We start from the raw sequence: 26,386 nt of genomic DNA, 5'->3' as shown, positions 1-26,386 counted from the left end.
GTGAAAGGCATGAAAAAGCCCCGCACTGGCGGGGCTTTTTCATGTCGGTTCAATGGATCAGGGCTTGCCCTGCCACTGGTCGATCTTGTGCATCAGGCGCTTGGCCAGGGCCGGGTAGTTTTCGTCGAAGTGATGGCCGCCGGGCAGCTCCAGCACCTCGCCCACGGCAGTGGTGTCGGTGCAGCCGCTGTCCTTCTTCTCTTCGGCGCCGTATACGCAGAGCACCTTGTTGGCGGGCAGCTTGGCCATTTCCGGTCCGGTCTTGGCCTCGGTGCCGGCGTTGCCCAGCCAGCCATCGACGTGGATTTCGAAGTTGCCGCTGCGGGCGAAGGCCAGCAGGATGATGCCGTCGATACGCTCCTGGTCCTCGGGGGCCATGCGGTTGTAGATCGCCGGCAGGACGTCGGCACCGAAGGAGTAGCCGGCGAGAATGAAGCGCTTGGAGCCCCACTTCTGGCGATAGTGGTTCATCAGCTCGGTCAGGTCGGCCGCAGTCTGCTCGGGCGACTTGCGCTCCCAGTAGTAGCGCAGCACGTCGATACCCACCACTGGGTAGCCGACCTTGGCCATGTCGCCGGCCACCACTTTGTCGAGGTCACGCCAGCCGCCGTCGCCGGAAAGGAACAGGGTCACAGTGTCGCTGCTCTGGGCGGACGGCACTTCGACGGTCGGTACGCCAGAACCGCCGGTGTCATTCTCGCCGAGCAGCAGATGGCGCAGTTCGGTGTTCAGCACCTGCGGCAACGGAATGTCATAGTCGCTGATGCTGGTCTCTGCGTTGGGTTGGTCGCGCACGAATGCGGCGCTCGGATCGTCCGGTGCGTCGTTGAAGGCGGCCAGCCAGTGCCCGTGCGGGGCTTTCTGGGGCAGGGGGACGTCGCAGATCTGTGGCGGGGTTTCGCCTTCCTCGACCTCGGGAGGCGGGTTGGAAACGTGTTGCAGGGCGAAACCCACCGAAATGGCCTGGGCCTTGTCGTTATCCTGCGTGGCCAGCCAGCGCCACGCCAGGGTTGCGCCATGGCCGATGCCGCCCACCACCTGTGCCGGGCCGTCGAGCTTCTGCAGGGCGGCCTGGAAGACCTTTTCCTGCAACACGCAGTCATCGGCGGGCAACTCGACCTGAATCACGCTGGCGCCGGCGTCGGTACCCAGTGCCTGCAGCTGCTTGTCGCTAAGCTTGTCCTTGGTACTCACGGCCAGGGCGATGCGAGTCTTGACCCGGCTGGCCGGGGTTACCCGGGTAATCGCCGTGCCGTCTTCCAGGTTGGCATGTTCCAGGGTCGCAGGCGTCGGTGGGCGGTGCCAGAACCACGCACCCAGCGCTGCAATGAGAATAATCGCCAGCACCAGGAGTACGTAGCGCCACACACGTCGAATCATCAGCGTTTCACCAATCCAGTCAGGCCGCCTGCAATCAGGGCGGCGGTATCGGCCAGGGCCACCAGCGGATCGAGTCCGGCGGGCACGGCCATGTAGCGGGGCTCCCAGTCAGGCTGGAACTTGTCCTTGAAGCGGCGCAGGCCCTGGAAGTTGTAGAGCTGCTCGCCGCGACGGAAGACCATCGAGCCGAGCCGCTGGGTCAGCGGCGCGCCACGCCGCGGTTGCAGGCCCGACAACGGCACCATGCCCAGGCTGAAGCGGGCGTAGCCCTGGGCTTTGTAGTGCTGGATCAGGCCGATCATCATGAATTCCATGGTCGACTTCGGCGCGTCCGGGTGGGCGCGCATCAGGTCGAGACTAGCCAGTTCCAGGCCGGAGGTCTCCAGCAGGTTGGCGAAGGCCACCGGCTTGTCCTGGAAGCGAATGATCGCCACGCGGAAGTAGCGCAGGTATTCCGGAGTGAAGCGGCCCAGGGAAAAGCCTTTCTCGCGTACGTTCTTGCCGGTCAGCCAGGCGTCGGAGATGGCTTTCAGTTCCTCGAGCGGCGCCTGGCCGGCTTCGTGGATCTCCAGGCTCAGGCCGTCGCGGCTGCCGCGGTTCCAGGTGTAGCGCAGGTCTTTCATCTCCTTGCCCTTGGCGTCGATATCGAAGCGCCGCAGGTCGACCCGTGCTTCTTCACCCAGCTTGATCGCGGTCAGGCCGATGTCCATGTAGTAGGGCAGGTTCTCTGCGCGGACCTGGTAGAACACCGGGCGGGCATGGTGCACGTCGCACAGATCGCGGAACTGCCAGATCAGCTCGGCGCGCTGCTGCGCAGGGCCGACCGGGTCGTACAGCGCCACCAGGCTGCGTCCACGGTGCGAGTACATCAGGAAGGCGTTGTTGTCCGGGTGAAACAGAATGGCCTTGTCACCGGTCAGCGCCAGGCCGCCGTCCGGCTGGTTGGAAGCCTTGAGAATCTCGGCAGCCTTGTCCAGATCGGCCGCGTCGGGAAGCTTGATGCCTGGCCGGGCGGTGCGCAGCAGCCAAGTCAAGGACACTACCAACAGCAGTACCGCGCTGCCCAGGGCCGAGCGCAGGCCGCGCGGGGCATCGGCATCCAGGGTGAATTGCCACCACAACTGATGGCTGTAGGGCACGTCCTGATAGGCGAACAACAGCAGCCAGATCGACGCACCGACCACGCACATGCTGGCGATGACGTAGAGTGGCGAAAACGGCAGCTCCAGCAGGCGGCTGGGGCGGTAGAACGAGCGGCGGAAGGTGACCAGCAGTATGGCCGTGAGCACCAGCATGCAGGCCTCTTCCCAATCGAAGCCCTTGAGCATCGACAGCACGGCACCGACCAGCAGCAGGATCACCGTCAGCACCCAGGCCGCCGACAGGCGACGACGCAGGCCCTGGGCCAATAGCAGGCACAGCACGCCAACCAGGCTGGCACCGAAGTGCGAAGCGTCGATCAGACGGTGAGGAATCAGAAAGCCGACGTTTTCCAGGCGGGTGTCGATTTCTGGGGTGGCGCCGGAAAACAGCAGTACTACACCAGAAAGAAACACCAATAGGGCAAGGATCGGCGCGCCCAGCCCGGACGCCACCCGCAGGGCCTGGCGCGCGAACAACAGGCGCTTGGCTTCGGTGAACAGCAGCGTCAGACAGGCCAGCAGCAGCGGCAACACCACGTACATCAGGCGATACAGCAGCAGTGCGGCGGCCAGGGGCGCGGCGCCCAGTTCATTGGCGAACGCCGCCAGCAGCACGGCCTCGAACACCCCGACACCGCCCGGTACATGGCTGAGCACGCCGGCCGCCAGGGCCAGCAGGTAGACCAGAATGAAGGCGCCCAGCGGTGGTGCCTGGGGCAGCAGCAGGTACAACACCAGCGCGGCAGCGACCACGTCGAGCGCGGTGATGACCAGTTGCACCAGGGTCAGGCGCAGGCCGGGCAGGCGCAGTGATCGGCGTCCGGCACTGACCAGCAGCACATCGGGAACGTCCTGCTCCGGCAGGCGGCGCCGATACACTGCCACGGCGAGGATCAGGCTTACGGCCAGGACCGCGATGGCAACGCTTGCAAGTACGTCTACCGGCAGCTTTAGCGCCAGGGAGGCCCCCGGCAGGTTGCTCAGGGTGGCGATGGCCGCGAGGGGCGGCAGCGCACAGCCCAGCGACAGACTGGCGAATACGGTCATGCGGGCGATTTCGATCGCACCGATGCCGTTGCGCGAATAGAGACGGTAGCGCACCGAGCCGCCGGACAACATCGACAGACCCACGGCGTTACCGATGGCGAACGATGTGAAACCGCCCAGCAGCAGCGTCTTGGCCGGCAGCTTGACGCCAGCATAGCGGGCTGCGGAAAACTCGTAGCCCATCAGCACCACGTAACCGATAATCGCCGCCAGCAGGGCGCCACCCAGGGAAGGCAACGGCACGGCGTAGAGCGCATCGCGCAGGGCATAGAAGTCCATTTCGATGAGCATGTGACGGCAGGCGATCAGCGCCATGCCGAACAGCACCAGCATCACCCCCAGCCCGATGGCCTGGCGATATTTACTGAGCCGCTCCAGCCATCGGAGTCGCGCAGACTGTATGGGGTGATTAGCCGTCACGGCTTCGGAGGTATCAGACGAATTGTCGCGCATCATTCACGTCCTGGAGTGTGCGCGACAGGATTGAGGTCTACAGCCAAGTTACCGATCCCTACGCAAAAAGATGTCGAGATGTTAGCGCGTCAGCGGCTGACGAGCGAATAGCCAATGGAGCAGGGTTCAACTGTTCAGCCATGATTCAGAAAAAATGCTGGCCAGGCGACTGTTGGCAGCCGGCGCGAGGCTGGCGCGTCACGGTATACCGGATCAACGGTTACATCTGTTGAGACTAGTCATAAACGTATCGGCAGTGAAACGAAAATCTATCGTGGCCGATGCATTCGCCTGCCAGGCGATCATAGGGGGTTCTGTGTGTGCAGGCTAAACAGTTTTTTATCAATGACTTGCGTTCGGTTTTAAGCAAGGGGAGGAGGGCGTGACGACTTTTTTCCAGGCATGCAAAAAGGCCACTTTTTCAAGTGGCCTTTTCGTAAAGCTGGTTGCGGGAGCCGGATTTGAACCGACGACCTTCGGGTTATGAGCCCGACGAGCTACCAGGCTGCTCCATCCCGCGTCTGTGAGGCGGCATTCTACAGCCTAATGGCTGGTTGTCAAGCTTGAGTGCGAAAAAAACAGAGCGACCCCATTGGGCAGAGAATGCAGGCCAAAAAAAAGGCCACTCTTTCGAGTGGCCTTTCTTGAAACTGGTTGCGGGAGCCGGATTTGAACCGACGACCTTCGGGTTATGAGCCCGACGAGCTACCAGGCTGCTCCATCCCGCGCCTGTGGGTGGCAATTCTACAGAGCTGCTGAGGCGTGTCAACTGGTTTTTTTGAAAAATGCTTTTTCTTCAATTGTTTACCGGTTTTGCACGATGGCGTAGTGGATATTTGGCGGATCTTTTCCAGTAGACGTATGCAATCTGGCGTCTGTCAGGTGGTCATTTCCTCCGCCTCGCAGGTTTCGGCCCGCGCAGGGCAGTGAGATACTGGCGCGCCTCGTTCAGTGATCCTGCGGCATGGCCCAACGCAAAATCATCCATATCGATTGCGACTGCTTCTACGCGGCCATAGAAATGCGCGACCACCCGCATCTGGCCGGTATTCCCCTGGCGGTCGGCGGGTCGGCAGAGCGGCGCGGGGTCATCGCCACCTGCAATTACGAAGCACGCGCCTACGGGGTGCGCTCGGCCATGTCATCACGACATGCACTCAAGCTCTGTCCGGACCTGACTGTCGTCAAGCCAAGGATGGATGCCTATAAGGAAGCATCGCGGGAAATCCAGGCGATCTTTCGCGATTACACCGACCTGATCGAACCGCTTTCCCTGGATGAGGCCTACCTGGACGTTTCCGAGTCGCTGCGCTTTTCCGGAAGTGCCACGCGTATTGCCCAGGATATACGCCGGCGCGTCTCCAGCCAGCTGCATATCACGGTGTCGGCCGGGGTCGCGCCCAACAAGTTTCTGGCCAAGATCGCCAGCGACTGGAAAAAGCCCAATGGCCTGTTCGTCATTACCCCGGACCAGGTGGAGGATTTCGTCTCGGGCCTGCCGGTCAGCAAGCTGCATGGTGTAGGCAAGGTGACCGCGGACAAACTGGGGCGGCTCGGCATCATCAATTGCCAGGACCTGTTGGGTTGGCAGAAGTTGGCGCTGGTTCGTGAGTTCGGCAGTTTCGGCGAGCGACTATGGAATCTCGCACGGGGCATCGATGAGCGGCCGGTGCAGAGCGACAGCCGTCGACAGTCGGTAAGCGTGGAAAACACTTACGACACCGATCTGCCCGACCTGGCCAGCTGTCTGGCCAGGCTGCCGGAGCTTCTGGACTCGCTGGAAAAGCGTATGGCCCGCCTGGATGGCCAGTATCGGCCGGGAAAACCCTTCGTGAAGGTCAAGTTTCATGATTTTTCCCAGACCACTCTGGAACAGGCGGGGGCAGGCTGGGACCTTGCCAGTTATCAGCAGTTGCTGACCCAGGCCTTCGCCCGCGGCGGCAAGCCGGTAAGGCTATTGGGAGTGGGGGTGCGCCTGCATGACCTTCGCGGCGCACACGAGCAGCTGGAGCTGTTCAGCTAGCCTCAATCGTCCGCAGCGGTTGGCGCGACCAAGCGACCCGCGTCGCGGGCCAGCGACTTGATCAGTTCGTCCTGCAGCTGCGGGTCATTGCGGGTCAGTTCCAGCAGGCTCTGTTCCAGGTCGCTGGCCTGTTCGTCCAGCCCCAGTTCGGCGAGGCGCTTGACCCGGTGCACCCACTGGCTGACCTCGTCATCTTCCAGGTCGTCGTAGATCAGGTCGTGTGCTTCGAGCAGCTTGCCACGCAGGTTGCGGCTGATCGGCAGGCTCTCGCTGGCGTGGGCGTTGTCCTGCTCGTCTTCGGCGCTGATGTACAGGCGAGTGATATGGCGCAGATCCTGTTCGGCGAATGGGCTATCCAGCAGGTTCAGGCGCAGCACGCCATTGCGGTCGGTACTCAGCTCGTGGGTCGAGGCGCCGGCCTTGATGCTGACCGGGCGTTCGTTCCATGGCAGGGTGGATTTCTCGATGCGCTTGTCCTGCTGGACTTCGTCGATACCGGCCAGATTCTGTTCGGCGCGGCCGTGGGACGGTGCGTTCATGAACGGGTTGAGACCTGCCAGTCCATAGCTGATCCAGTCGTGGGTCACGCTGTCCGGCAGGTTGCCGAGGGTGAAGACGTTCACCACATTGGCGCCGACTCCGGCCACCACGGCGACCGCACCAAGCGGGATCTCGTAGATCTCCCGCCAGGGCTGGTAGGGGGTGTAACGGTCGTAATGACGTGTCACTTCGAACTCGGTGACTTCGAATGACTTGTGTTCGTTGATGCGGATGCGACGTTGTGGCAGCTCCAGCGTCTTGGGCTCGCCGACATCGATCTGCAGGGTGTGCTCGAGCAGCTTGCGCTCTACGCGCTCTTCGTGCTCGCTGCGTTGCGACATGTGATTGGCGCAACCGCTGACCAGCAGGCTGGTGCATAGCGCCGCGCTGCCGAGGCTCAGGGGGCTTCGCTTGAACATGGGCTCTCTGGATATCGTGGGTGCACAGGGCTGCTGTGGCGCATCCGCCCTGAGGCGGATGCGCCATCGGCTCAGCGCTTGATGCGGCCCTGGATGAACGACAGCAAGTCGGCGAGGGCGACGGCCTGTGGCTGCGACTCGGTCCGGCTCTTGTACTCGATATTACCGTCGGCCAGGCCACGGTCGCTGACCACGATGCGGTGCGGAATGCCGATCAGTTCCATGTCGGCAAACTTGTTGCCTGGGCTGGTCTTCTTGTCGCGGTCGTCGAGCAGCACCTCGAAGCCGGCGGCGGTGAGTTCGGCATACAGCTTGTCGGTCGCTTCGCGCACGGCGTCGGTCTCGTAGCGCAGTGGCACGAGGGCGATATGGAAGGGGGTCAGCGTGTCGTTCCAGATGATGCCGTTGTCGTCGTAGTTCTGCTCGATGGCGGCTGCCACTACGCGGGAAACACCGATGCCGTAGCAGCCCATGATCAGGTCGATCGGCTTGCCGTTCTCGCCCAGTACCTGGCACTTCATCGCCTCGCTGTACTTGGTGCCGAGCTGGAAGATGTGTCCGACTTCGATGCCGCGCTTGATTTCCAGCACGCCCTTGCCATCCGGACTTGGGTCGCCACTGACTACATTGCGCAGGTCGGCAACCTGTGGAACCGGCAGGTCGCGCTCCCAGTTGACGCCGAAGTAGTGCTTGTCGTCGATGTTGGCGCCCACGGCGAAGTCGCTCATCAGCTCTACGGAGCGGTCGATGATGCAAGGCAGTGGCAGGTTCAGCGGGCCCAGCGAGCCTGCACCGGCACCGATGGCGTCACGCAGCTCGGCTTCGCTGGCCATGGTCAACGGGCTGGCGACCTGCTCGAGCTTGGCGGCCTTGATTTCATTGAGTTCGTGATCGCCGCGCACGATCAGCGCGATCAGCTTGCCTTCTTCGGCGGCATGTACCACCAGGGTCTTGACGGTTTTCTCGATCGGCAGACCGAATCCTTCCACCAGCTGGGCGATGGTCTTGGCATTCGGGGTGTCGACCAGGCGCAGTTCTTCGGTCGCGGCCGGGCGGCTCTTTTCCTGTGGAAAGGCCTCGGCCTTCTCGATGTTGGCGGCGTAGTCCGAGCCGTTGCTGAATACGATATCGTCTTCGCCGGACTCGGCCAGGACGTGGAACTCGTGGGAGCCGGCACCGCCGATCGAACCGTTGTCGGCCTCGACGGGACGGAATTTCAGGCCCAGGCGGCTGAATACGTTGCTGTAGGCCTGGTGCATGCGGTCGTAGGTTTCCTGCAGCGAAGCCTGGTCGGCGTGGAAGGAGTAGGCGTCCTTCATCACGAACTCGCGACCGCGCATCAGGCCGAAACGAGGGCGAATCTCGTCACGGAACTTGGTCTGGATCTGGTACATGTTGATCGGCAGCTGCTTGTAGCTGTTCAGCTCGTTGCGTGCCAGGTCGGTGATGACTTCCTCGTGGGTCGGGCCCAGGCAGAAGTCCCGCGCGTGGCGGTCGACCAGGCGCATCAGCTCAGGACCGTACTGCTCCCAGCGGCCAGATTCCTGCCACAGCTCTGCGGGCTGGATGCCTGGCATGAGGATTTCCAGTGCGCCAGCGGCGTCCATCTCTTCGCGAACGATGGCTTCGACCTTGCGCAGCACGCGCAGGCCCATGGGCAGCCAGGTGTAGAGGCCCGAAGCCAGCTTGCGAATCATGCCGGCACGCAGCATCAGCTGATGGCTGACCACGACCGCATCGGAAGGGGTTTCTTTCTGTGTGGCGAGCAAAAATTGACTGGTGCGCATGATAAGCCGTGTCGGTTGCCTGGGACTGAAAAGACCCGGCATTGTACGGCGCTGTGCCAGGGGAGTACAGGGCGAGGCCTCTGCCAAGGCGCGGCTATACAAGGGCGGGTTGTATATAAAGAAGAAGCCCGGCAAGAGCCGGGCTTCGGTACAGCGTCGATCGAGGTCTGGATTACAGAACCGAGATCGGATAGTCGACGATCAGACGGAATTCGTCGATGTTGCCTTCGCCCTGGTCGGCGTTGGCACGGTGCCAGGATTGACGGATGCGGAACGACAGGTCCTTGGCAGGGCCCGACTGCAGCACGTACTTGGCTTCGACGTTGGTTTCGTGGTGCTTGCCGTCGGCGCCATACAGGCCAGTGTAGGTGCTGTTGGACGGGGTGTTGGTGCCGTCGATGTCCCAGCCCTTGACGTAACGGGTCATGAAGCTCAGGCCTGGTACGCCGTACGGTGCCATGTTCAGGTCGTAGCGAACCTGGGCGGATTTCTCGCCTGGACCGTTGAAGTCGGAGTACTGGATGGAGTTGTTCAGGAAGATCGAGTCGCCACCGCGGTTGTTGTTACCGGTACCGATGTAGTCGAACGGAGTGTCACCGTTGACCTTCTGGAAGGCCACGGTCACGGTGTGGGCTGCCAGGAAGGAGTAGGCCATGGAGCCGGAGAACGCGGTGTTGCTGATCGAACCGGCCTTGGCCGAACCTTCGTCAACAGTGCGATACAGGTTGGCGTCGAAGGCCAGGGACTGATCGCCGCCCAGTGGCAGGGCGTAGTTCACGTTGGCGTAGTACTGGTTCCAGACGTCTTCCAGCTTGGCGCCGTACAGGGCAACGCCCAGGCTGTCGGTGATGGCGTATTTGCCACCTACGAAATCGGCGGACTTGGCGGTAACACCGGCGTAGGTCGCCCAGATTTCACCGCTGCGGTTGGTTTCGTCCTGGCTGGTGGTCGAAGTGAAGTGACCGCCTTCCAGATCCAGGCCGGTGATCTCGCTGCTCTGCAGGCTGATACCGTTGGCGGTTTGTGGCAGCAGGCGGGAGCCGCCTACAGCGAAGACCGGGCTGGTAGGCTGCAGGTCGCCGACTTTCAATTCGGTCTTCGATACGCGGAATTTAACAGCGCCGCCGGCTTTGCCGTAGCTGTCCGAGTTGCGGCCCTGGCTGTCGGTCTGCAGGTTGCCGGAGCCGGAGTACTTGTCCTGGCCGTCCAGGTTGAAGCCCACATAGCCGTAGGCGTCAACGCCTACACCGATGGTGCCCTGGGTGTAACCGGAGCTGTAGTTGCCCCAGAAGCCTTGGGTCCAGTCCTTGTCGTCAACCGCGCCGTCTTTCTTGTTGCGGTTGTAGTAGTAGTTACGCGCTTTCAGGTTCAGCGAGCTGCCTTCAACGAAACCCTTGGCGTCTGCCTGGTCGCTGACGAACGGCGCAGCCGAAGCCAGTTGGGTGCTGGCTGCCGCCGCAACGGCCAATGCGATTGCGCTCCACTTCATCACTCTCATCGTGATTGCTCCTTTGGTTTTTAGAAGTTTCTCGCCGCCCCGTGCGAGTTGTGCTCCGGGGTGACTCTTTTCTTTTTTTGTATCGGCGAAACTGGACCCACGCCGATCGGGGGTACCGATCTGTATACGTCAATTTCGTCGAAAATGATACTTAAGTCGCTGAAAATGTCGCTTTTGTGCAAGAAGTGACTTTTCTGGGTTTCAGCGCTGAAGCAATTCTCCTGCCAGCCTGTCACTGTTGCTCCCAGTGTCCATGCGTTGGCGCGATGGTGATAAAGCAACAAGCGTGCACAAAGTTCCCGAAAATGAAAAAAAATTGTGAAAAACGCAGATTTCGGATTCAGATATCCGCATAACCTAATGTTTTAAAAGGATTATTTGTGTTTTTAAGGCTGTTTTGCCAGCGATTCGATTTTTTCGGGGGCTCACAGAGCATGCGTCAAAAAGTGTTACCGGTTCATGATCGGTGGCACGCATCGGACGGTATTTGGGTATGCCAGCTACACACTCGTGGTTCTTTTTGGTGCGTGCGTTCGTCGGTGTGCCTCAAATCAGTCCTTGCTGTCGTATTGCGACGGCGGAGAGGGGGCGAGTGCTCGCAGGGCTTCGTCGACGAGTGTCGCCAGGCAGGGCGCACTGACTCGTCTTGCCGGGTTTGTTATCCTTGTTGCCTGTCTTTCCTTCATTACCTGCGCTCATGGAGCTCCCCTCGTGTTCGTTCTTGATTCGCGCCTGCAGCAAGACACCCTGCCGCTGGGTGACTTTCCTCTTTGCCGTGTGCTGCTGAGCAATGATGCGCAGTACCCGTGGTTCATCCTGGTGCCGCGTCGTCCAGGTATCAGCGAAGTCTTCGAGCTGGATGTCGAAGACCAGGCCCAGTTGTGGCGTGAAACCACCGAGTTGGCGCGCCTTCTGAAGGTGGTGTTCGTCGCTGATAAACTCAACGTTGCGGCCCTGGGTAACGTCGTCAGTCAGTTGCACATGCATGTCATCGTGCGCAAGACCGACGATGGGGCGTGGCCTGCTCCGGTATGGGGCAAGTTGCCTGCACAGCCGTACTCGCCCGCTCAGGTGGCGGGCATCGTCGATCGACTTCGGGCAGCGATGCCTGCGGAGTTTCGTTTCGAGGAGGGCTTATGAGTCTTGAGTCGAGGGTTATGGAGCTGGAAAGCCGCCTGGCGTTTCAGGATGACACCATTCAGGCGCTCAATGACGTACTGGTGGGTCAGCAGCGTGTCATTGATCGCCTGCAGCAGCAGCTCATGCTGGTCGCCAAGCGGCAGGAAGAGATGAGCCATCGCATGGATGGTTTCGAAGATGATGTGCCGCCGCCGCATTACTGATCGTTGTGGCATGAAAAAGCCCCGCACTGGCGGGGCTTTTTCATTTCTGCGGTGCTCAGCGGCGCGGTGCGGCTGCTACTACGTCTTCGGCTTGCAGGCCCTTGTCGCGGTTCATTACCGAGAACTCCACGCGCTGGCCTTCCACCAAGACTCGATGGCCTTCGCCGCGAATGGCGCGGAAATGCACGAAGATGTCATCGCCCGAGTCACGGGAGATGAAGCCGAAGCCCTTCGAGGAGTTGAACCACTTCACCGTGCCTGTATCGCGCTGGCCCACTTCGTGGCTTTGCGGTACTGGTGCGGGCGAACGCTTGTAGAGGGTGGTGATCAAGTGCAGGAGGATTGCGAGCAGGGTGATGCCCAGTGCGAACAGTACGGCGGGCTGTTCGCCGACAGGTGGCAGTGGAACCAGTAGTGTCAAGGTCTGGGCGACGACGGCGAGGACCAGCAAAACGCTGACCAGGTTCTGCAGGCTGCGCCGCGGGCCTTTTTTCCAGTGCGGAATGACCGGCGCGAGCAGCAGGTTGAGCAGGCCGAAGAATGCCAGGTAAAGCGCATCGGGTTGCAGCAGGTAAGAAGAGAACGCTTCACTGCGCAGGCTGGGTATCAAGGACAGCAGCAAGGCGGCTGCCCCTGTTACCAGGTGGACGATTTTCAACATTTTATAAAGCTCGTATCAGAATGGAACACAAGGAAATAGCCGGCAGCGCGCGGTACGCTTCAAAAGAGAATGGAAGGCGTGATGCACGCGCGCTTTACCTGCCTATGGGTTACGCCGGCAGTGAACGTGCGAGATGCTGGCTGTAACGACACGCGGTGTATTTAACAGCAAAGGACGGGTCTACTCAAACGATGCCCGGGCGCTGCGGTCGTATCCGCCGTGGTGTTCGCTGCTGACGGAGTTGGGCGCGATCGGGCTATCGGTCGCGCTGGGTGGGGCAGGGATCCGGTTTTTCTATCGTGTCGATAGGGCTGCACCTGCCTCGGGCTCTGGTAGAGTGTGCTCCATCGAGTTCTTTTGAGCCTTATACAAGGAGATGAATCATGGCAATCGATATCGGTATCAGTGAAGAGGATCGCAAATCCATCGTCGACGGACTTTCCCATCTGTTGGCCGATACCTACGTGCTGTACCTCAAGACTCACAATTTTCACTGGAACGTCAGTGGTCCGATGTTCCGCACCCTGCACCTGATGTTCGAAGAGCAGTACAACGAGCTGGCATTGGCCGTGGACTCCATCGCCGAGCGTATTCGTGCGCTGGGCTTCCCGGCCCCAGGCACCTATTCGACCTACGCTCGTCTGTCGTCCATCAAGGAAGAAGAGGGTGTGCCTTCTGCCGAGGACATGATCAAGAGCCTGGTGCAGGGGCAGGAGGCGGTCGTGCGTACCGCTCGCAGTATCTTCCCGCTGCTCGACAAGGTCAGTGACGAGCCAACGGCCGATTTGCTGACCCAGCGCATGCAGGTTCATGAGAAGACCGCGTGGATGCTGCGTTCGATGCTGGAAGCCCGCTGATCTTCCGGCCTGGGGCGGCATCTCGCGATGCTGCCTTGGGTCGAGCCTGTTACAAGTTTATATATCTATTTATTGCTTTTCTCCGACTATCTTGGCGTAAGGCTGTATTACAGTCTTATTCCTTCTCATGTTGTTGTTATGTCCTACGTCGTTTGAGTGTCGGGCCTTCTGGATAAGTGCGTTGCTTTCGGGCTTTATAAAGGTGCATTTATTGTTTTCGAATGTTTCTTTCTGTTGTCTGAAATGCTTGTTCAGAGGTGGTGATTATCATGGTTCAAGGTTTGAAGCTTGAGGTCAGGGACGTTCCTTGCTCCGGCGCACTCCCTGGCGACCCGTTCATCGAGGGCTTCAGCATGGGGCTCGCGCAGCCTCATTCCAAATCGGTGAGGCTCAATGGTCTGGCAACATGTCTGCGTCTTGAGAATATCTACTGGAATATTCTCTCGGCCATTGCGCATTCAAAGAATTGCTCGATCAATGCGGTGTTATCCAATATCGATCGGGAAGTTCATTTGCGTTATGGCGGCGTCAAGAACTTCAGCGGGCTCATTCGCGTTGTCTGCGTTGCGCACCTTCTCAAGTCACAGGCTTCGTCTTGAACCTGTGAGAGATGTTCTGGAGTGGCGGTTTTCCTGCTGTGCCCCACTGGTGCGTACAGGTCAGCAGTGCAGCTCCGAACCCTCCGTATCCTCGCGGGTGGGTTCGGCGGCTGCGCGTGCTCAATTAACCCTATATACTGCTGCGTCTGCCAACAGGCATGCCTGCGCGTGGGCGGTCCGGCTTGAACTGCATGTCCCGGCTCTTGCACTATTGGGCCCACGCCAGGGAGGATCGAGCCTCCACTGAAATCGAATTACGGGAAGTGAATACACCATCATGATGCGCAGCCACTATTGCGGCCAACTGAACGAGAGTCTGGAAGGTCAGGAAGTTACCCTTTGCGGATGGGTCCATCGTCGTCGTGACCACGGAGGGGTTATTTTCCTCGATATCCGTGACCGTGAAGGTATGGCCCAGGTGGTATTCGACCCTGATCGCGCCGAGACCTTCGCTGCAGCCGATCGTGTGCGCAGCGAATACGTGGTCAAGGTGGTCGGCAAGGTGCGTGCCCGCCCGGCCGGTGCGGTAAACACCAACATCGCCTCCGGTGCCATCGAGATCCTCGGCTACGAGCTGCAGGTCCTGAACGAGGCCGAGACGCCGCCGTTCCCGCTCAACGAATACTCCGACGTCGGCGAGGAAACCCGCCTGCGCTACCGCTTCATCGACCTGCGTCGTCCGGAAATGGCCGAGAAACTGCGCCTGCGTTCGCGGATCACCAGCAGCATTCGCCGCTACCTCGACGAGAACGGTTTCCTGGACGTCGAGACGCCGATCCTGACTCGCGCCACGCCTGAGGGCGCCCGCGATTACCTGGTACCCAGCCGTACCCACCCCGGCAGCTTCTTCGCACTGCCGCAGTCGCCCCAGCTGTTCAAGCAACTGCTGATGGTCGCGGGCTTCGATCGCTACTACCAGATCGCCAAGTGCTTCCGTGACGAAGACCTGCGTGCCGACCGCCAGCCGGAATTCACCCAGATCGACATCGAAACCAGCTTCCTGGAAGAGGCAGACATCATCGGTCTGACCGAAAAGATGGTTCGTCAGCTGTTCAAGGAAGTGCTGGACGTCGAGTTCGGCGAATTCCCGCACATGCCGTTCGAAGAGGCCATGCGCCGCTACGGTTCGGACAAGCCAGACCTGCGTATTCCGCTGGAGTTGGTCGACGTCGCCGACCAGCTCACCGCTGTGGACTTCAAGGTGTTCAGTGGCCCGGCCAACGATCCTAAAGGCCGCGTTGCCGCCCTGCGTGTACCCGGTGCTGCCGGCATGGCACGCAGCCAGATCGACGACTACACCAAGTTCGTTGGCATCTACGGTGCCAAGGGCCTGGCCTACATCAAGGTCAACGAGCGCGCCAAGGGCGTCGAGGGCCTGCAGTCGCCGATCGTCAAGTTCATCCCTGAGGACAACCTCAATGTGATCCTGGATCGCGTGGGTGCGGTCGATGGCGACATCGTGTTCTTCGGTGCCGACAAGTTCAAGATCGTCAGCGAAGCGCTGGGTGCCCTGCGTATCCGCCTGGGCAATGACCTCAAGCTGCACACCTGTGAGTGGGCCCCAATGTGGGTCGTGGACTTCCCGATGTTCGAGGAAAACGACGACGGTTCTCTGTCGGCCCTGCACCACCCCTTCACCGCGCCTAAGTGCTCTCCCGAGGAGCTTGAGGCCAACCCTGGCCAGGCGCTGTCGCGTGCCTACGACATGGTGCTCAACGGTACCGAGCTGGGTGGTGGTTCGATCCGTATCCACCGCAAGGAAATGCAGCAGGCGGTATTCCGTATCCTGGGCATCTCCGAAGACGAGCAGCAGGAGAAGTTCGGCTTCCTGCTCGATGCGCTGAAATACGGCGCACCACCACACGGTGGCCTGGCCTTCGGTCTGGATCGCCTGGTAATGCTGATGACCGGCGCCCAGTCGATCCGTGAGGTCATCGCCTTCCCGAAAACCCAGAGTGCTGCGGACGTCATGACCCAGGCACCGGGTGTGGTGGATGCCAAGGCCTTGCGCGAGCTGCACATTCGCTTGCGCGAGCAGCAGAAGGCCGAGTAAGGCGCGGTGGGGCGTGTGCCACGCACACGCCCTGCAGGCCGCCCCTGTATCAGGCAGTCGATCTTCTCGCCCGTTTCGCGGGCGAGAAACCAGGGGCTGTTGACGTTGCAGCGCGTGTGTCGCGTTGCAAGGTCAACAGCCCCTTATGTATTTGCGAAAGAATCTGGAGCAAGAAATGGCAGGTCATTCCAAGTGGGCGAACATCAAGCACCGCAAAGAGCGTCAGGATGCCAAGAAGGGCAAGATCTTTACCAAGTGGATTCGTGAGCTGACCGTCGCAGCCCGCCAGGGCGGCGGCGACCCCGGATCCAACCCGCGCCTGCGTCTGGCGCTGGACAAGGCGCTGGGCGCCAACATGACTCGCGACACCATTGACCGCGCGATTGCCCGGGGCGTGGGCGCGACCGACGGTGACGATGTCGTTGAGCTGAGCTACGAAGGCTACGGCCCGGGCGGCGTGGCGGTGATGGTCGAGGCCATGACCGACAACCGCAACCGCACCGCCGCTGCGGTGCGCCATGCGTTCAGCAAATGTGGCGGTAACCTGGGCACCGACGGTTCGGTGGCCTACCTGTTCGATCGCAAGGGGCAGATCAGCTTCGCGGCAGGCACCGACGAAGATGCCCTGATGGAAGCGGCCATGGAGGCCGACGCCGACGATGTGGTGACCAACCCGGACGGTTCCATCGACGTGTTCACGTCCTTCGCCAGTTTCTATGCCGTGCGCAACGCGCTGGAGGCGGCTGGGTTCCAGGGCCACGACGCCGAGATCGTGCTATTGCCCAGCACCAGTGCGGTGCTGGACCTCGACGGTGCGCAGAAGGTGCTCAAGCTTATCGACATGCTAGAAGACCTCGATGACGTGCAGAACGTCTATTCGAACGCGGAAATTCCCGAAGACGTCATGGAACAGCTGAGCTGATCCACGTCTGGGCGGGGCCAGGGCACCGAAGGTGCGCCGCAGGAGTCTCGACTTCGCGGCGCGCCTTCGGTGTCTGTTTTCAGGTGGTATAGACAGCGGGGCCGGGCGGCAGGCGTTATGACTCTCATTCTAGGCATCGACCCCGGGTCGCGAATTACCGGCTATGGCGTCGTTCGCGATACGGGGCGAGGCTGCGTATACGTGGCCTCCGGTTGTATCCGTACCGGTGACGGCGAGCTGCATGAGCGTTTGCAGATCGTTTTTCGTGGCGTACGCGAGGTGATCCAGACCTACGGGCCGGTGACCATGGGCATCGAGAAAGTGTTCATGGCGCGCAATGCTGATTCGGCGCTGAAGCTGGGGCAGGCGCGGGGTGCCGCCATCGTCGCGGGTGCCGAGGAGAGTCTGGAGATCGCCGAATATACGGCTACGCAGGTCAAGCAGGCCGTGGCCGGCACCGGCGGGGCGAACAAGGAACAGGTGATGCTGATGGTCATGCATCTGCTCAAGCTCACCACCAAGCCCCAGGTCGACGCCTCGGACGCCCTGGCCATTGCGCTTTGTCATGCGCATACGCGTTCCAGTCTGGTGCCTCACGGCCTGGGTGCAGCGCGCAGTCGTCGGGGTCGGTTGCGGCTCTGATTGCATCATCCGCTCGCATTTTTTCACTTGCCTGCGGTTGGGAATGTGTCCATTTTTCGCCTGGGCGCGGGACGATATAGGATCTGATTAGGTGATTGGACGTTTACGTGGTGCTCTGGTTGAGAAGCAGCCGCCTAACCTGGTGCTGGATGTCAATGGCGTCGGCTACGAGCTGGAAGTGCCCATGACCACGCTGTACCGGTTGCCACATGTCGGTGAGGTGGTCACTTTGCACACCCACCTGGTGGTGCGCGAGGATGCGCACCTGCTCTATGGGTTCTTCGAAAAACGTGATCGGGAAATGTTTCGCGAGCTGATCCGTCTCAACGGCGTGGGCCCCAAGCTGGCCCTGGCGCTGATGTCGGGCCTGGAGGTCGACGAGCTGGTGCGTTGCGTGCAGGCCCAAGACACCTCGGCGCTGACCCGCGTTCCCGGTGTGGGCAAGAAAACTGCCGAGCGTCTGCTGGTCGAGCTCAAGGACCGCTTCAAGGCCTGGGAGGCCTTGCCGGGCGTCTTCACCCTGGTTTCCAATGGGCCCAGCCCGATCGAGCCGGTCGCCAGCGCCGAAAGCGACGCGATCAGTGCACTGGTCACGCTGGGCTACAAACCTCAGGAGGCGAGCAAGGCCGTCTCCGCCATCAAGGAAAAAGACTTGAGCAGTGCAGAGCTGATCCGCCGCGCCCTGAAGGGGATGGCCTAAGTGATAGAAGCCGACCGTCTCATCAGTGCCGGCAGCGGGCGTGATCGAGAAGAGCAGTTCGACCGCGCCATCAGGCCGCTCAGCCTGGCCGACTATATTGGCCAGCCGGCCGTGCGCGAGCAGATGGAGCTGTTCATCCAGGCGGCGCGTGGGCGCAGTGAATCTTTGGACCACACCCTGATCTTCGGCCCGCCCGGGCTGGGCAAGACCACCCTGGCGAACATCATCGCCCAGGAAATGAACGTCTCGATCAAGAGTACCTCCGGCCCGGTGCTGGAGCGGCCAGGTGACCTGGCGGCCATCCTCACCAACCTGGAGCCCAACGACGTCCTGTTCATCGACGAAATCCACCGTCTTTCACCCATCGTCGAAGAGGTGCTGTATCCGGCGATGGAGGATTTCCAGTTGGACATCATGATCGGCGAAGGGCCGGCGGCTCGTTCGATCAAGCTCGACCTGCCTCCCTTTACCCTGGTGGGCGCTACCACGCGCGCCGGGATGCTGACCAATCCGCTGCGTGACCGCTTCGGCATCGTGCAGCGCCTGGAGTTCTACAGCACCGCCGACCTGTCGACCATCGTGTCGCGCTCGGCTGGCATCCTGGGCCTGGCCATCGACCCGGAGGGCGCCTTCGAGATCGCCCGGCGCGCCCGCGGTACGCCGCGGATCGCCAACCGGTTGCTGCGTCGGGTACGTGACTTCGCGCAGGTGCGTGGTAACGGGCACATCACGCGTCAGGCGGCGGACAAGGCGCTCAACCTGCTGGATGTCGACGAGCATGGCTTCGACCATCAGGACCGGCGCCTGCTGCTGACCATGATTGAAAAGTTCGATGGCGGGCCCGTGGGTGTCGACAGCCTGGCTGCCGCAATTAGCGAGGAGCGCCACACCATCGAGGACGTGCTCGAACCCTACCTGATCCAGCAGGGGTACATCATGCGCACCCCGCGTGGACGAGTGGTCACCCGGCATGCCTACCTGCATTTCGGGCTGAATCTTCCCGGGCGTATGGGCGATTTGCCAGCGGTCGAGGAACCTGTTGATGATCGCGCCGACTAATGAGTGCCTGGCCGGCGCCGCCCCTGCAAGGGTGGGCCGGAATGGCCCTGGCGTCGAAAAGGCCGGGGGCGACAGGAAAAACCTTGAAAAACAGTTGCCTCACCCGATTGGCAACCCGAGGAGTAAGCACTAGAGTATGCGCGCGCAAAACGGGGTTCAGGCGTTCGCCCATCGCTGTCGCGTCTATTACGAAGACACCGATGCCGGCGGCGTCGTCTATTACGTCAATTACCTGAAATTCATGGAGCGGGCTCGCACCGAACAGCTGCGGCAACTGGGGTTCAACCAGTCCACGCTGGCCGATGAGAACCTGTTGTTCGTCGTGCATTCCAGTGAAGCGCGTTACCACAAACCCGCGCGCCTGGACGACGAACTGTCGATCAGTGCGCAAGTCATCGAATTGAACCGTGCCAGCCTGCGCTTTCGTCAGCAGGTGACCCGGGTCGCCGATGCGACGCTGCTCTGCGAAGGGCAGTTCCTGGTGGCGTGTGTCAGCGCCGACAGTTTCAGACCCCGCGCCATACCCGAAGCGCTGCGAACCGCGTTCGCCGAGCAGTCGTGTGGCACGGGCCAACATTCAGATTCAGAGCAGGAGATAGAACGTGGAAGCTGCTAACGTCGTCGACCATACCTCCATGTGGAGTTTGGTCAGCAATGCCAGCATCGTCGTGCAGTTGGTGATGCTGAGCCTGGTGGCGGCCTCGATCGCCTCGTGGGTCATGATTTTCCAGCGTAGCAACATGATTCGCGCGGGCCGTCGTGCCCTGGACAGCTTCGAGGAGCGTTTCTGGTCGGGTATCGATCTCTCCAAGCTCTACCGCCAGGCCGGCAGCAATCCGGACCCGGATTCGGGCGTGGAGCAGATCTTCCGTGCCGGCTTCAAGGAATTCTCCCGCCTGCGCCAGCAGCCCGGGGTCGACCCTGACGCGGTCATGGAAGGTGTGGCGCGTGCCATGCGCGTGGCCATCTCCCGCGAGGAAGAGAAGCTGGAAACCGGCCTGCCATTCCTGGCAACCGTCGGCTCCACCAGTCCCTACGTCGGCCTGTTCGGTACCGTATGGGGCATCATGAACTCCTTCCGTGGCCTGGCCACCGCGCAACAGGCCACCCTGGCCACCGTTGCACCGGGTATCGCCGAGGCTCTGATCGCCACGGCCATCGGCCTGTTCGCCGCGATCCCGGCCGTAATGGCCTACAACCGTTTCGCTGCGCGCACCGAGACTCTGATCGGCCGCTACTACACCTTCGCCGACGAGTTCCAGGCCATCCTGCACCGTAAAGTGCACACCAGCGAAGACTGAGCAGGTAATTCCCCATGGCTTTGATCGCTCGAGATCGTCGCAACAAACGCCGGCCGGTCGCCGAAATGAACGTGGTGCCCTACATCGACGTGATGTTGGTACTGCTGGTCATCTTCATGGTCACGGCTCCCATGATCAACCAGGGTGTGAAGGTCGATCTGCCCAAGGTCTCCAGTGAGGCCCTGCCGCAGGACAACAACAACCAGGTCCTGACCATTTCGATCAAGGCCGACAAGACCTATTACTGGAACCTTGGCAGCGAAGTCGATACCGACAAGCAGATGGACAAGGCGATGACCTTGCCGCAACTGACCAGTGCCGTGACCAAGATCGTCGCGGCCGGGCGTGATGCTGGCAAGCAGACCCAGGTGTTCATCCGCGGTGACAAGGCTGTCGACTATGGATCGGTCATGGTCACCATGGGCGGCCTGCAGAAAGCGGGTATCGCCAACGTCGGCCTGATTACCGAGGCACCCTGATGCAGCCAATTCGAGAGCCATCCGCCTCGGAAAGCTACTTCTGGCCCAGTGTCTGGGCAGTTGCCCTGCACATCCTGATCTTCGGCATGCTCTTTGTCAGTTTCGCCATGACACCTGAGCTGCCGGAGGCGAAGCCTGTCGTTCAGGCTACGCTGTACCAGCTCAAGTCCAAGAGCCAGGCCACTACCCAGACCAACCAGAAGATCGCTGGCGAGGCGAAGAAGAACGCTGCACGGCAGACCGAGACCGAGCAGCTGGAACAGAAAAAGATCGAGCAGCAGAAGCAGGAAGCTGTAAAGGCGGCGGAACAAAAGAAAGCCGAAGAAGCTCAAAAGGCCCAGGAACAGAAGGCTGCCGAAGAGGCCAAGAAGGCTGCCGAGCAGAAAGCTGCCGAACAGAAAGCCGAAGAGGCCCGCAAGGCGGCCGATGAAGCCAAAAAGGCGGCTGAGGCGAAAAAGGCCGAAGAGAAACAATTGGCTGATATAGCCAAGAAGAAGGCCGAAGAAGAAGCCAAGAAAAAAGCCGAGGAAGACGCCAAGAAGGCCGCCGCCGAGGAAGCCAAGAAAAAGGCAGCCGACGAGGCCAAGAAAAAGGCCGCCGAGGACGCCAAGAAAAAAGCCGCCGAAGACGCCAAGAAGAAGGCGGCTGCGGACGCTGCGGCGAAGAAGGCTCAGGAAGCGGCGCGCAAGGCCGCCGAGGACAAGAAGGCGCAGGCATTGGCCGACTTGCTTTCGGACAAGACCGAGCGTCAGCAGACCCTGGCCGACGAGGTGGGGGACCAGGTGGCGGGCAGCTTCGACGACCTGATTCGCATGCGTGCTTCGGAAGGCTGGGCGCGTCCGCCATCGGCTCGCAAAGGCATGGCTGTGGTTCTGCAGATCGGCATGCTGCCGGACGGTACGGTGACTTCGGTAACCGTCGCCAAGTCCAGCGGAGACGGTCCGTTCGACAGCTCTGCAGTCGCAGCGGTCAAGAATATTGGGCGTTTGACAGAAATGCAGGGTCTGAAGCCGGCTGAGTTCGCACCCTATCGTTCATTCAAGATGACATTCACACCAGAGGATCTAGCCTTGTGATTAACCTTCTTCGAGGACTGCTTTTGGTTCTTTGCTGCGCGGCAGGACTGGCCGTAGCGGAAGAAAAGAACATTCTGGTCACCAGCGGCAGTGACCGTGCCACGCCGATCGCTGTGGTTCCATTCGGCTGGCAGGGCGGTAACGTCCTGCCGGACGACATGGCCGAGATCATCGGCAATGACCTGCGCAACTCGGGCTACTACTCGCCGATTCCACGGCAGAACATGATCAGCCAGCCTGCCCAGGCCAGCGAAGTCATCTTCCGTGACTGGAAAGCGCTGGGTGCACAGTACGTCATGGTCGGCAACATCGTGCCGTCCGGTGGTCGTCTGCAGGTGTCCTACGCATTGTTCAACGTAGCCACCGAGCAGCAGGTGCTGACCGGGAACGTGTCGGGTACCACCGACCAGCTGCGTGACATGGCGCACTATATTTCCGACCAGTCGTTCGAAAAGCTCACCGGCATCAAGGGCGCGTTCTCTACCCGTATCCTTTATGTAACTGCCGAGCGTTTCTCGGAAAACAACACTCGCTACACCCTGCAGCGTTCGGACTACGACGGTGCCCGTGCGGTGACCCTGCTGCAGTCGCGTGAGCCGATCCTGTCGCCGCGCTTCGCGCCGGATGGCAAGCGCATCGCCTATGTCTCGTTCGAGCAGAAACGTCCGCGTATCTTCGTTCAGCACATTGATACCGGTCGTCGTGAGCAGATCACCAACTTCGAAGGCCTCAACGGTGCGCCGGCCTGGTCGCCCGATGGCAACAAACTGGCGTTCGTGCTCTCCAAGGATGGCAACCCGGAGATCTACGTGATCGACATGGCCAGCCGTCAGTTGACTCGCGTGACCAACGATCCGTCGATCGACACCGAGCCGTTCTTCGGTCGTGATGGTTCGACCATCTACTTCACCTCCGACCGTGGCGGCAAGCCACAGATCTACAAGACCAGCATCGGTGGCGGCGGCGCACAGCGCGTAACCTTCGTGGGTAACTATAATGCCAACCCGAAACTGTCGGCCGATGAAAAGACCCTGGTCATGATTCACCGTCAGGATGGTTTCACCAACTTCAAGGTCGCTGCGCAGGATCTGGCCCGTGGAAGTGTAAAAATTCTCACGGATAGCAACCTTGATGAGTCACCTACTGTTGCGCCCAACGGCACCATGGTAATCTACGCCACCCGCCAGCAGGGCCGGGGAGTCTTGATGCTCGTGTCCATTAACGGACGCGTGAGGCTCCCGCTTCCTACCGCTCAAGGCGAAGTCAGAGAACCGTCCTGGTCCCCTTACCTGAACTGACGCGGCGCAACACAAGTTTTTGCTTAACACACTGGGGTTCATTAGGAGTTTCAAGATGGAAATGCTGAAGTTTGGTAAGTTTGCTGCGCTGGCTCTGGCCATGGCTGTAGCAGTAGGTTGCTCCTCCAAAGGCGGCGACAACGCCGGTGCTGGTGGTGCAGTCGACCCTAACGCTGGCTACGGCGCCAACACTGGTGCTGTTGACGGCAGCCTGAGCGAAGAAGCTGCTCTGCGCGCAATCACCACCTTCTACTTCGAATACGACAGCTCGGACCTGAAGCCAGAAGCCATGCGCGCTCTGGACGTTCACGCCAAGGACCTGAAAGCCAACGGCGCTCGCGTCGTTCTGGAAGGCAACACCGACGAGCGCGGTACTCGTGAATACAACCTGGCTCTGGGCGAGCGTCGTGCGAAAGCCGTTCAGCGTTACCTGGTTCTGCAGGGCGTTTCCCCAGCTCAGCTGGAAGTCGTTTCCTACGGCGAAGAGCGTCCAGTTGCTACCGGCAACGACGAGCAGTCCTGGGCTCAGAACCGTCGCGTCGAACTGCGTAAGTAATTCGATATGACGTGCCGCCGTGCTCTAACCGTTTTGGCCCTCGCCCTGCCGCTCACTGCGTGGGGTGCGGTTCCTGTGGTCGGTGACAATACCGGCTCTGGTAGCAGTTATCCGCCATCGGGTTATGGCACGTCCGGCGCCTATGCCGGGGGAGGGGCTACGGCCCAGCCCTCGGCACAGGGTCAGCTGTTCATGCAGCTGCAGCAGATGCAGGAAGAAATCTCCCGTCTGCGTGGCATGCTCGAAGTCCAGCAGAACGATATCCAGCGCATGAAGCAGGAAGCTCTGGAGCGTTATCAGGACCTCGACCAACGTATCGTCAGTGGTGCAGCCGCTGCGAACAACAATTCCGCTCCTGCTGGCAACGCTCCAAGCGATGCCGGCAGTGCACCCTCGGCTTCGACCAGCCAGGCTCCAGCAGCCGGTACCGAACCTGCCGATCCGGCGAAGGAAAAGCTTTATTACGAAGCAGCCTTCGACCTGGTGAAAGCCAAGGATTTCGACAAGGCCAGTCAGGCCTTTGCCGCTTTCCTGCGCAAGTATCCCAACAGCAGTTATGCGGGCAATGCCCAGTACTGGCTGGGTGAAGTGAACCTGGCCAAAGGCGACCTCCAGGGCGCCGGCCAGGCCTTCGCCAAGGTCAGCCAGCTGTATCCGAAGCACGCCAAGGTGCCGGATTCGCTGTACAAGCTGGCCGATGTGGAGCGCCGTCTGGGTCATACCGACAAGGTCAAAGGTATCCTCCAGCAGGTCGTGTCGCAGTACCCGAACACCTCTGCTGCCCAGTTGGCCCAGCGCGATCTTCAGCGTCTCTGAAGTCGCGACCGTTGCCTGTTCGAGAAAGCCGCGCCTGTCGCGGCTTTTTTCGTTAGAATCGCCCACCCGAAATATCGGTCAACATTGATTTCGCTTCATTGCATCGCGCGCTCGCGGGTGCCTTGAAGTGCCTGACGGAGGCGGACGGCCTGTTTAGCTGTTACGCCCGTGGCCCCCATGCAAGACACATTACGCATCACCGAAATCTTTCACTCGCTGCAGGGTGAAACCCGAACGGCCGGCCTGCCCACGGTATTCGTGCGGCTCACTGGCTGCCCTCTCAGGTGCCAATACTGCGACAGCGCCTATGCGTTCAGTGGCGGCACGCTCATGACCCTGGACGCCATCGTCGAGAAAGTCGCCAGCTGGCGGCCTCGTTATGTATGCGTCACCGGTGGCGAGCCGCTGGCCCAGCCCAACGCCATTCCCTTGCTGCAGCGCCTGTGTGACGCTGGCTATGAGGTTTCGCTGGAAACCAGTGGGGCGCTGGACATCTCGGCGGTCGACACGCGGGTCAGTCGGGTCGTGGACCTCAAGACGCCGGGCTCCAAGGAAGTGGCGCGCAACCGCTACGAGAACATTGAGCTGCTGACCCGCAACGATCAGGTGAAGTTCGTGATCTGCTCCCGTGATGACTACGACTGGGCCGTGTCCAAGCTGATCCAGTACCAGCTGGATCAGCGCGCCGGTGAAGTGCTGTTTTCGGCGAGCCATCATGAACTGAAAGCCAGCGACCTGTCCGACTGGATCGTGGCAGACAACCTGCCGGTGCGGTTCCAGATGCAATTGCACAAGCTGCTCTGGAACGACGAACCAGGGCGCTGAGAGGAGAGAAATCATGAGCGACAAGAAAGCCGTCATCCTGCTGTCCGGTGGCCTGGATTCCGCCACGGTCGTGGCCATGGCCCAGGCCGAAGGCTATACCTGCTACACCATGAGCTTCGACTACGGCCAGCGTCACCGCGCGGAGCTCAACGCTGCCGCACAGGTGGCACGCAACCTGGGTGCTGCCGACCACAAGGTCATCGGCTTGAACCTCGACGGCATGGGCGGCTCGGCTCTTACCGACAGCACCATCGACGTACCCGAGGCGCCCACCGAGGGCATTCCGGTGACCTACGTGCCGGCGCGCAACACCGTGTTCCTGTCCCTGGCCCTGGGTTGGGCCGAAGTCCTGCAGGCCCAGGACATCTTCATCGGCGTCAACGCCGTGGACTACTCCGGCTACCCAGACTGCCGTCCCGAGTTCGTCGAGGCCTTCGAGCGTCTGGCCAACCTGGCCACCAAGGCTGGCGTGGAAGGGCAGGGCTTCAAGATCCGTGCGCCGCTGCAGAACCTCAGCAAGGCCGACATCATCAAGGCCGGTGTACAGCTGGGCGTGGATTACTCGCTGACAGTATCGTGCTACCAAGCCGACGATCAAGGCCGTGCCTGCGGCAAATGCGACAGCTGCCGCCTGCGCGCAGAAGGCTTTGCCGCCGCTGGTGTCGCCGACCCGACGCGATATTTTTAATTTTTTTTCAGGAAGGTGTTGAATTACTGAGAAAAATCAGTAATATACGGGCCATCCAACGGGTCGTTAGCTCAGTTGGTAGAGCAGTTGGCTTTTAACCAATTGGTCGTAGGTTCGAATCCTACACGACCCACCACCTTTTAAGGCGGAAAAGACATGGTCGGGGCTTTCGTAGCAGAAGGTCAGGTCATACAGCCGTCTGGAGCGAACCTTAAGGGCGCT

25 protein-coding genes and 3 tRNA genes are annotated in these 26,386 nt (G+C 60.8%); 20 read left to right on the top strand and 8 right to left on the bottom strand.

Annotated elements, in window-relative coordinates:
- Positions 1 to 57: 57 nt before the first annotated feature.
- From QZ497_RS16955 to QZ497_RS16940, 4 genes are all read right to left on the bottom strand, one after another.
- Entirely contained in the window at positions 58 to 1,380 is a 1,323-nt protein-coding gene (locus QZ497_RS16955) for an AcvB/VirJ family lysyl-phosphatidylglycerol hydrolase (RefSeq protein WP_295477031.1), read from the bottom strand.
- Positions 1,380 to 4,022, bottom strand: a complete 2,643-nt coding sequence (gene mprF, locus QZ497_RS16950) for a bifunctional lysylphosphatidylglycerol flippase/synthetase MprF (protein WP_295477029.1) — start codon at positions 4,020 to 4,022, stop codon at positions 1,380 to 1,382. Before mprF ends, QZ497_RS16955 begins: the two co-directional genes overlap by 1 nt.
- 443 nt (positions 4,023 to 4,465) lie before the next feature.
- A tRNA-Met gene (locus tag QZ497_RS16945) sits at positions 4,466 to 4,542 on the bottom strand.
- Positions 4,543 to 4,673: 131 nt separating this feature from the next.
- A tRNA-Met gene (locus QZ497_RS16940) sits at positions 4,674 to 4,750 on the bottom strand.
- A gap of 236 nt (positions 4,751 to 4,986) precedes the next feature.
- Here QZ497_RS16940 and dinB point away from each other — a divergent pair.
- The gene (dinB, locus tag QZ497_RS16935; protein WP_295477027.1) at positions 4,987 to 6,045 is read left to right on the top strand and encodes a DNA polymerase IV; all 1,059 of its coding nucleotides are present in this window, start codon (positions 4,987 to 4,989) and stop codon (positions 6,043 to 6,045) included.
- 2 nt (positions 6,046 to 6,047) lie between these two features.
- Here the strand turns inward: dinB and QZ497_RS16930 are convergent, their stop codons facing one another.
- The 3 genes from QZ497_RS16930 to QZ497_RS16920 form a co-directional block, all read right to left on the bottom strand.
- Positions 6,048 to 7,004: a hypothetical protein gene (locus QZ497_RS16930; protein WP_295477025.1), complete on the bottom strand. Its 957-nt coding sequence runs from the start codon at positions 7,002 to 7,004 to the stop codon at positions 6,048 to 6,050.
- Positions 7,005 to 7,075: 71 nt separating this feature from the next.
- Positions 7,076 to 8,791 carry a proline--tRNA ligase gene (locus QZ497_RS16925; protein ID WP_295477023.1) on the bottom strand — a complete coding sequence of 572 codons (1,716 nt, stop codon included), beginning with the start codon at positions 8,789 to 8,791 and terminating at the stop codon, positions 7,076 to 7,078.
- Between the two features lie 172 nt (positions 8,792 to 8,963).
- Positions 8,964 to 10,289: an OprD family porin gene (locus QZ497_RS16920; RefSeq protein ID WP_295477021.1), complete on the bottom strand. Its 1,326-nt coding sequence runs from the start codon at positions 10,287 to 10,289 to the stop codon at positions 8,964 to 8,966.
- 711 nt (positions 10,290 to 11,000) lie between these two features.
- On the opposite strand from QZ497_RS16920, the gene QZ497_RS16915 reads away from it, so the two are divergent.
- A complete protein-coding gene (locus QZ497_RS16915) occupies positions 11,001 to 11,429 on the top strand; it encodes an HIT domain-containing protein (RefSeq protein WP_295477019.1) in 429 nt (142 codons plus the stop codon).
- Entirely contained in the window at positions 11,426 to 11,632 is a 207-nt protein-coding gene (locus tag QZ497_RS16910; protein ID WP_295477017.1) for a SlyX family protein, read from the top strand. Before QZ497_RS16915 ends, QZ497_RS16910 begins: the two co-directional genes overlap by 4 nt.
- A gap of 55 nt (positions 11,633 to 11,687) precedes the next feature.
- On the opposite strand, the gene QZ497_RS16905 is transcribed toward QZ497_RS16910, so the two are convergent.
- Entirely contained in the window at positions 11,688 to 12,293 is a 606-nt protein-coding gene (locus QZ497_RS16905) for a cold-shock protein (protein ID WP_295477015.1), read from the bottom strand.
- A 383-nt stretch (positions 12,294 to 12,676) separates the two neighbouring features.
- Here QZ497_RS16905 and QZ497_RS16900 point away from each other — a divergent pair, with 383 nt between their 5' ends.
- The 17 genes from QZ497_RS16900 (at position 12,677) to QZ497_RS16820 (ending at position 26,300) form a co-directional block, all read left to right on the top strand.
- Complete coding sequence (locus QZ497_RS16900; protein ID WP_295477014.1) at positions 12,677 to 13,150, top strand: Dps family protein; 474 nt, start codon at positions 12,677 to 12,679, stop codon at positions 13,148 to 13,150.
- Between the two features lie 269 nt (positions 13,151 to 13,419).
- The gene (locus QZ497_RS16895; protein ID WP_295477012.1) at positions 13,420 to 13,749 is read left to right on the top strand and encodes a ribbon-helix-helix domain-containing protein; all 330 of its coding nucleotides are present in this window, start codon (positions 13,420 to 13,422) and stop codon (positions 13,747 to 13,749) included.
- 277 nt (positions 13,750 to 14,026) lie between these two features.
- Complete coding sequence (gene aspS / locus QZ497_RS16890) at positions 14,027 to 15,802, top strand: aspartate--tRNA ligase (RefSeq protein WP_295477010.1); 1,776 nt, start codon at positions 14,027 to 14,029, stop codon at positions 15,800 to 15,802.
- Between the two features lie 175 nt (positions 15,803 to 15,977).
- Positions 15,978 to 16,724, top strand: coding sequence for a YebC/PmpR family DNA-binding transcriptional regulator (locus tag QZ497_RS16885; protein WP_295477008.1), 747 nt, complete (start codon positions 15,978 to 15,980; stop codon positions 16,722 to 16,724).
- Between the two features lie 117 nt (positions 16,725 to 16,841).
- Complete coding sequence (gene ruvC, locus QZ497_RS16880; protein ID WP_295477006.1) at positions 16,842 to 17,366, top strand: crossover junction endodeoxyribonuclease RuvC; 525 nt, start codon at positions 16,842 to 16,844, stop codon at positions 17,364 to 17,366.
- A gap of 91 nt (positions 17,367 to 17,457) precedes the next feature.
- Positions 17,458 to 18,066: a Holliday junction branch migration protein RuvA gene (ruvA, locus tag QZ497_RS16875; RefSeq protein ID WP_295477004.1), complete on the top strand. Its 609-nt coding sequence runs from the start codon at positions 17,458 to 17,460 to the stop codon at positions 18,064 to 18,066.
- The gene (gene ruvB / locus QZ497_RS16870) at positions 18,067 to 19,125 is read left to right on the top strand and encodes a Holliday junction branch migration DNA helicase RuvB (protein WP_295477002.1); all 1,059 of its coding nucleotides are present in this window, start codon (positions 18,067 to 18,069) and stop codon (positions 19,123 to 19,125) included. It abuts the gene before it with no gap.
- A gap of 136 nt (positions 19,126 to 19,261) precedes the next feature.
- On the top strand, positions 19,262 to 19,741 hold the full coding sequence (gene ybgC / locus QZ497_RS16865) for a tol-pal system-associated acyl-CoA thioesterase (protein ID WP_295477000.1): 480 nt from the start codon (positions 19,262 to 19,264) through the stop codon (positions 19,739 to 19,741).
- Between the two features lie 19 nt (positions 19,742 to 19,760).
- Positions 19,761 to 20,426 (top strand): protein TolQ, encoded by a 666-nt coding sequence (tolQ, locus tag QZ497_RS16860; protein ID WP_295477211.1) that lies wholly within the window; start codon positions 19,761 to 19,763, stop codon positions 20,424 to 20,426.
- A 23-nt stretch (positions 20,427 to 20,449) separates the two neighbouring features.
- The gene (tolR, locus tag QZ497_RS16855; RefSeq protein ID WP_295477209.1) at positions 20,450 to 20,905 is read left to right on the top strand and encodes a protein TolR; all 456 of its coding nucleotides are present in this window, start codon (positions 20,450 to 20,452) and stop codon (positions 20,903 to 20,905) included.
- The gene (gene tolA, locus QZ497_RS16850) at positions 20,905 to 21,981 is read left to right on the top strand and encodes a cell envelope integrity protein TolA (protein WP_295476998.1); all 1,077 of its coding nucleotides are present in this window, start codon (positions 20,905 to 20,907) and stop codon (positions 21,979 to 21,981) included. Before tolR ends, tolA begins: the two co-directional genes overlap by 1 nt.
- Positions 21,982 to 21,998: 17 nt before the next feature.
- The gene (tolB, locus tag QZ497_RS16845) at positions 21,999 to 23,279 is read left to right on the top strand and encodes a Tol-Pal system beta propeller repeat protein TolB (RefSeq protein ID WP_295477207.1); all 1,281 of its coding nucleotides are present in this window, start codon (positions 21,999 to 22,001) and stop codon (positions 23,277 to 23,279) included.
- A 55-nt stretch (positions 23,280 to 23,334) separates the two neighbouring features.
- Positions 23,335 to 23,835 (top strand): peptidoglycan-associated lipoprotein Pal, encoded by a 501-nt coding sequence (gene pal / locus QZ497_RS16840; protein WP_295476997.1) that lies wholly within the window; start codon positions 23,335 to 23,337, stop codon positions 23,833 to 23,835.
- Between the two features lie 6 nt (positions 23,836 to 23,841).
- Positions 23,842 to 24,651 carry a tol-pal system protein YbgF gene (gene ybgF / locus QZ497_RS16835; protein WP_295476995.1) on the top strand — a complete coding sequence of 270 codons (810 nt, stop codon included), beginning with the start codon at positions 23,842 to 23,844 and terminating at the stop codon, positions 24,649 to 24,651.
- A 177-nt stretch (positions 24,652 to 24,828) separates the two neighbouring features.
- Positions 24,829 to 25,476, top strand: a complete 648-nt coding sequence (gene queE / locus QZ497_RS16830) for a 7-carboxy-7-deazaguanine synthase QueE (protein ID WP_295476993.1) — start codon at positions 24,829 to 24,831, stop codon at positions 25,474 to 25,476.
- A 13-nt stretch (positions 25,477 to 25,489) separates the two neighbouring features.
- On the top strand, positions 25,490 to 26,164 hold the full coding sequence (queC, locus tag QZ497_RS16825) for a 7-cyano-7-deazaguanine synthase QueC (protein WP_295476991.1): 675 nt from the start codon (positions 25,490 to 25,492) through the stop codon (positions 26,162 to 26,164).
- A 60-nt stretch (positions 26,165 to 26,224) separates the two neighbouring features.
- Positions 26,225 to 26,300, top strand: a tRNA-Lys gene (locus QZ497_RS16820).
- Positions 26,301 to 26,386: the final 86 nt, after the last annotated feature.

Source organism: uncultured Pseudomonas sp., from assembly GCF_913777995.1.
In the GTDB taxonomy this organism is placed as follows: domain Bacteria; phylum Pseudomonadota; class Gammaproteobacteria; order Pseudomonadales; family Pseudomonadaceae; genus Aquipseudomonas.
Note: the sequence above shows the minus strand (reverse complement) of the source record. Positions and strands in the feature narration are given on the sequence as shown.

What these genes read in the sequence shown, in the direction of transcription:
- QZ497_RS16955 (WP_295477031.1), bottom strand. Translation starts at nt 1,380, where the DNA reads ATGATTCGACGTGTGTGGCGCTACGTACTCCTGGTGCTGGCGATTATT.
- mprF (WP_295477029.1), bottom strand. Translation starts at nt 4,022, where the DNA reads ATGCGCGACAATTCGTCTGATACCTCCGAAGCCGTGACGGCTAATCAC.
- dinB (WP_295477027.1), top strand. Translation starts at nt 4,987, where the DNA reads ATGGCCCAACGCAAAATCATCCATATCGATTGCGACTGCTTCTACGCG.
- QZ497_RS16930 (WP_295477025.1), bottom strand. Translation starts at nt 7,004, where the DNA reads ATGTTCAAGCGAAGCCCCCTGAGCCTCGGCAGCGCGGCGCTATGCACC.
- QZ497_RS16925 (WP_295477023.1), bottom strand. Translation starts at nt 8,791, where the DNA reads ATGCGCACCAGTCAATTTTTGCTCGCCACACAGAAAGAAACCCCTTCC.
- QZ497_RS16920 (WP_295477021.1), bottom strand. Translation starts at nt 10,289, where the DNA reads ATGAGAGTGATGAAGTGGAGCGCAATCGCATTGGCCGTTGCGGCGGCA.
- QZ497_RS16910 (WP_295477017.1), top strand. Translation starts at nt 11,426, where the DNA reads ATGAGTCTTGAGTCGAGGGTTATGGAGCTGGAAAGCCGCCTGGCGTTT.
- QZ497_RS16905 (WP_295477015.1), bottom strand. Translation starts at nt 12,293, where the DNA reads ATGTTGAAAATCGTCCACCTGGTAACAGGGGCAGCCGCCTTGCTGCTG.
- QZ497_RS16900 (WP_295477014.1), top strand. Translation starts at nt 12,677, where the DNA reads ATGGCAATCGATATCGGTATCAGTGAAGAGGATCGCAAATCCATCGTC.
- QZ497_RS16895 (WP_295477012.1), top strand. Translation starts at nt 13,420, where the DNA reads ATGGTTCAAGGTTTGAAGCTTGAGGTCAGGGACGTTCCTTGCTCCGGC.
- aspS (WP_295477010.1), top strand. Translation starts at nt 14,027, where the DNA reads ATGATGCGCAGCCACTATTGCGGCCAACTGAACGAGAGTCTGGAAGGT.
- QZ497_RS16885 (WP_295477008.1), top strand. Translation starts at nt 15,978, where the DNA reads ATGGCAGGTCATTCCAAGTGGGCGAACATCAAGCACCGCAAAGAGCGT.
- ruvC (WP_295477006.1), top strand. Translation starts at nt 16,842, where the DNA reads ATGACTCTCATTCTAGGCATCGACCCCGGGTCGCGAATTACCGGCTAT.
- ybgC (WP_295477000.1), top strand. Translation starts at nt 19,262, where the DNA reads ATGCGCGCGCAAAACGGGGTTCAGGCGTTCGCCCATCGCTGTCGCGTC.
- tolQ (WP_295477211.1), top strand. Translation starts at nt 19,761, where the DNA reads ATGTGGAGTTTGGTCAGCAATGCCAGCATCGTCGTGCAGTTGGTGATG.
- tolA (WP_295476998.1), top strand. Translation starts at nt 20,905, where the DNA reads ATGCAGCCAATTCGAGAGCCATCCGCCTCGGAAAGCTACTTCTGGCCC.
- pal (WP_295476997.1), top strand. Translation starts at nt 23,335, where the DNA reads ATGGAAATGCTGAAGTTTGGTAAGTTTGCTGCGCTGGCTCTGGCCATG.
- ybgF (WP_295476995.1), top strand. Translation starts at nt 23,842, where the DNA reads ATGACGTGCCGCCGTGCTCTAACCGTTTTGGCCCTCGCCCTGCCGCTC.
- queE (WP_295476993.1), top strand. Translation starts at nt 24,829, where the DNA reads ATGCAAGACACATTACGCATCACCGAAATCTTTCACTCGCTGCAGGGT.
- queC (WP_295476991.1), top strand. Translation starts at nt 25,490, where the DNA reads ATGAGCGACAAGAAAGCCGTCATCCTGCTGTCCGGTGGCCTGGATTCC.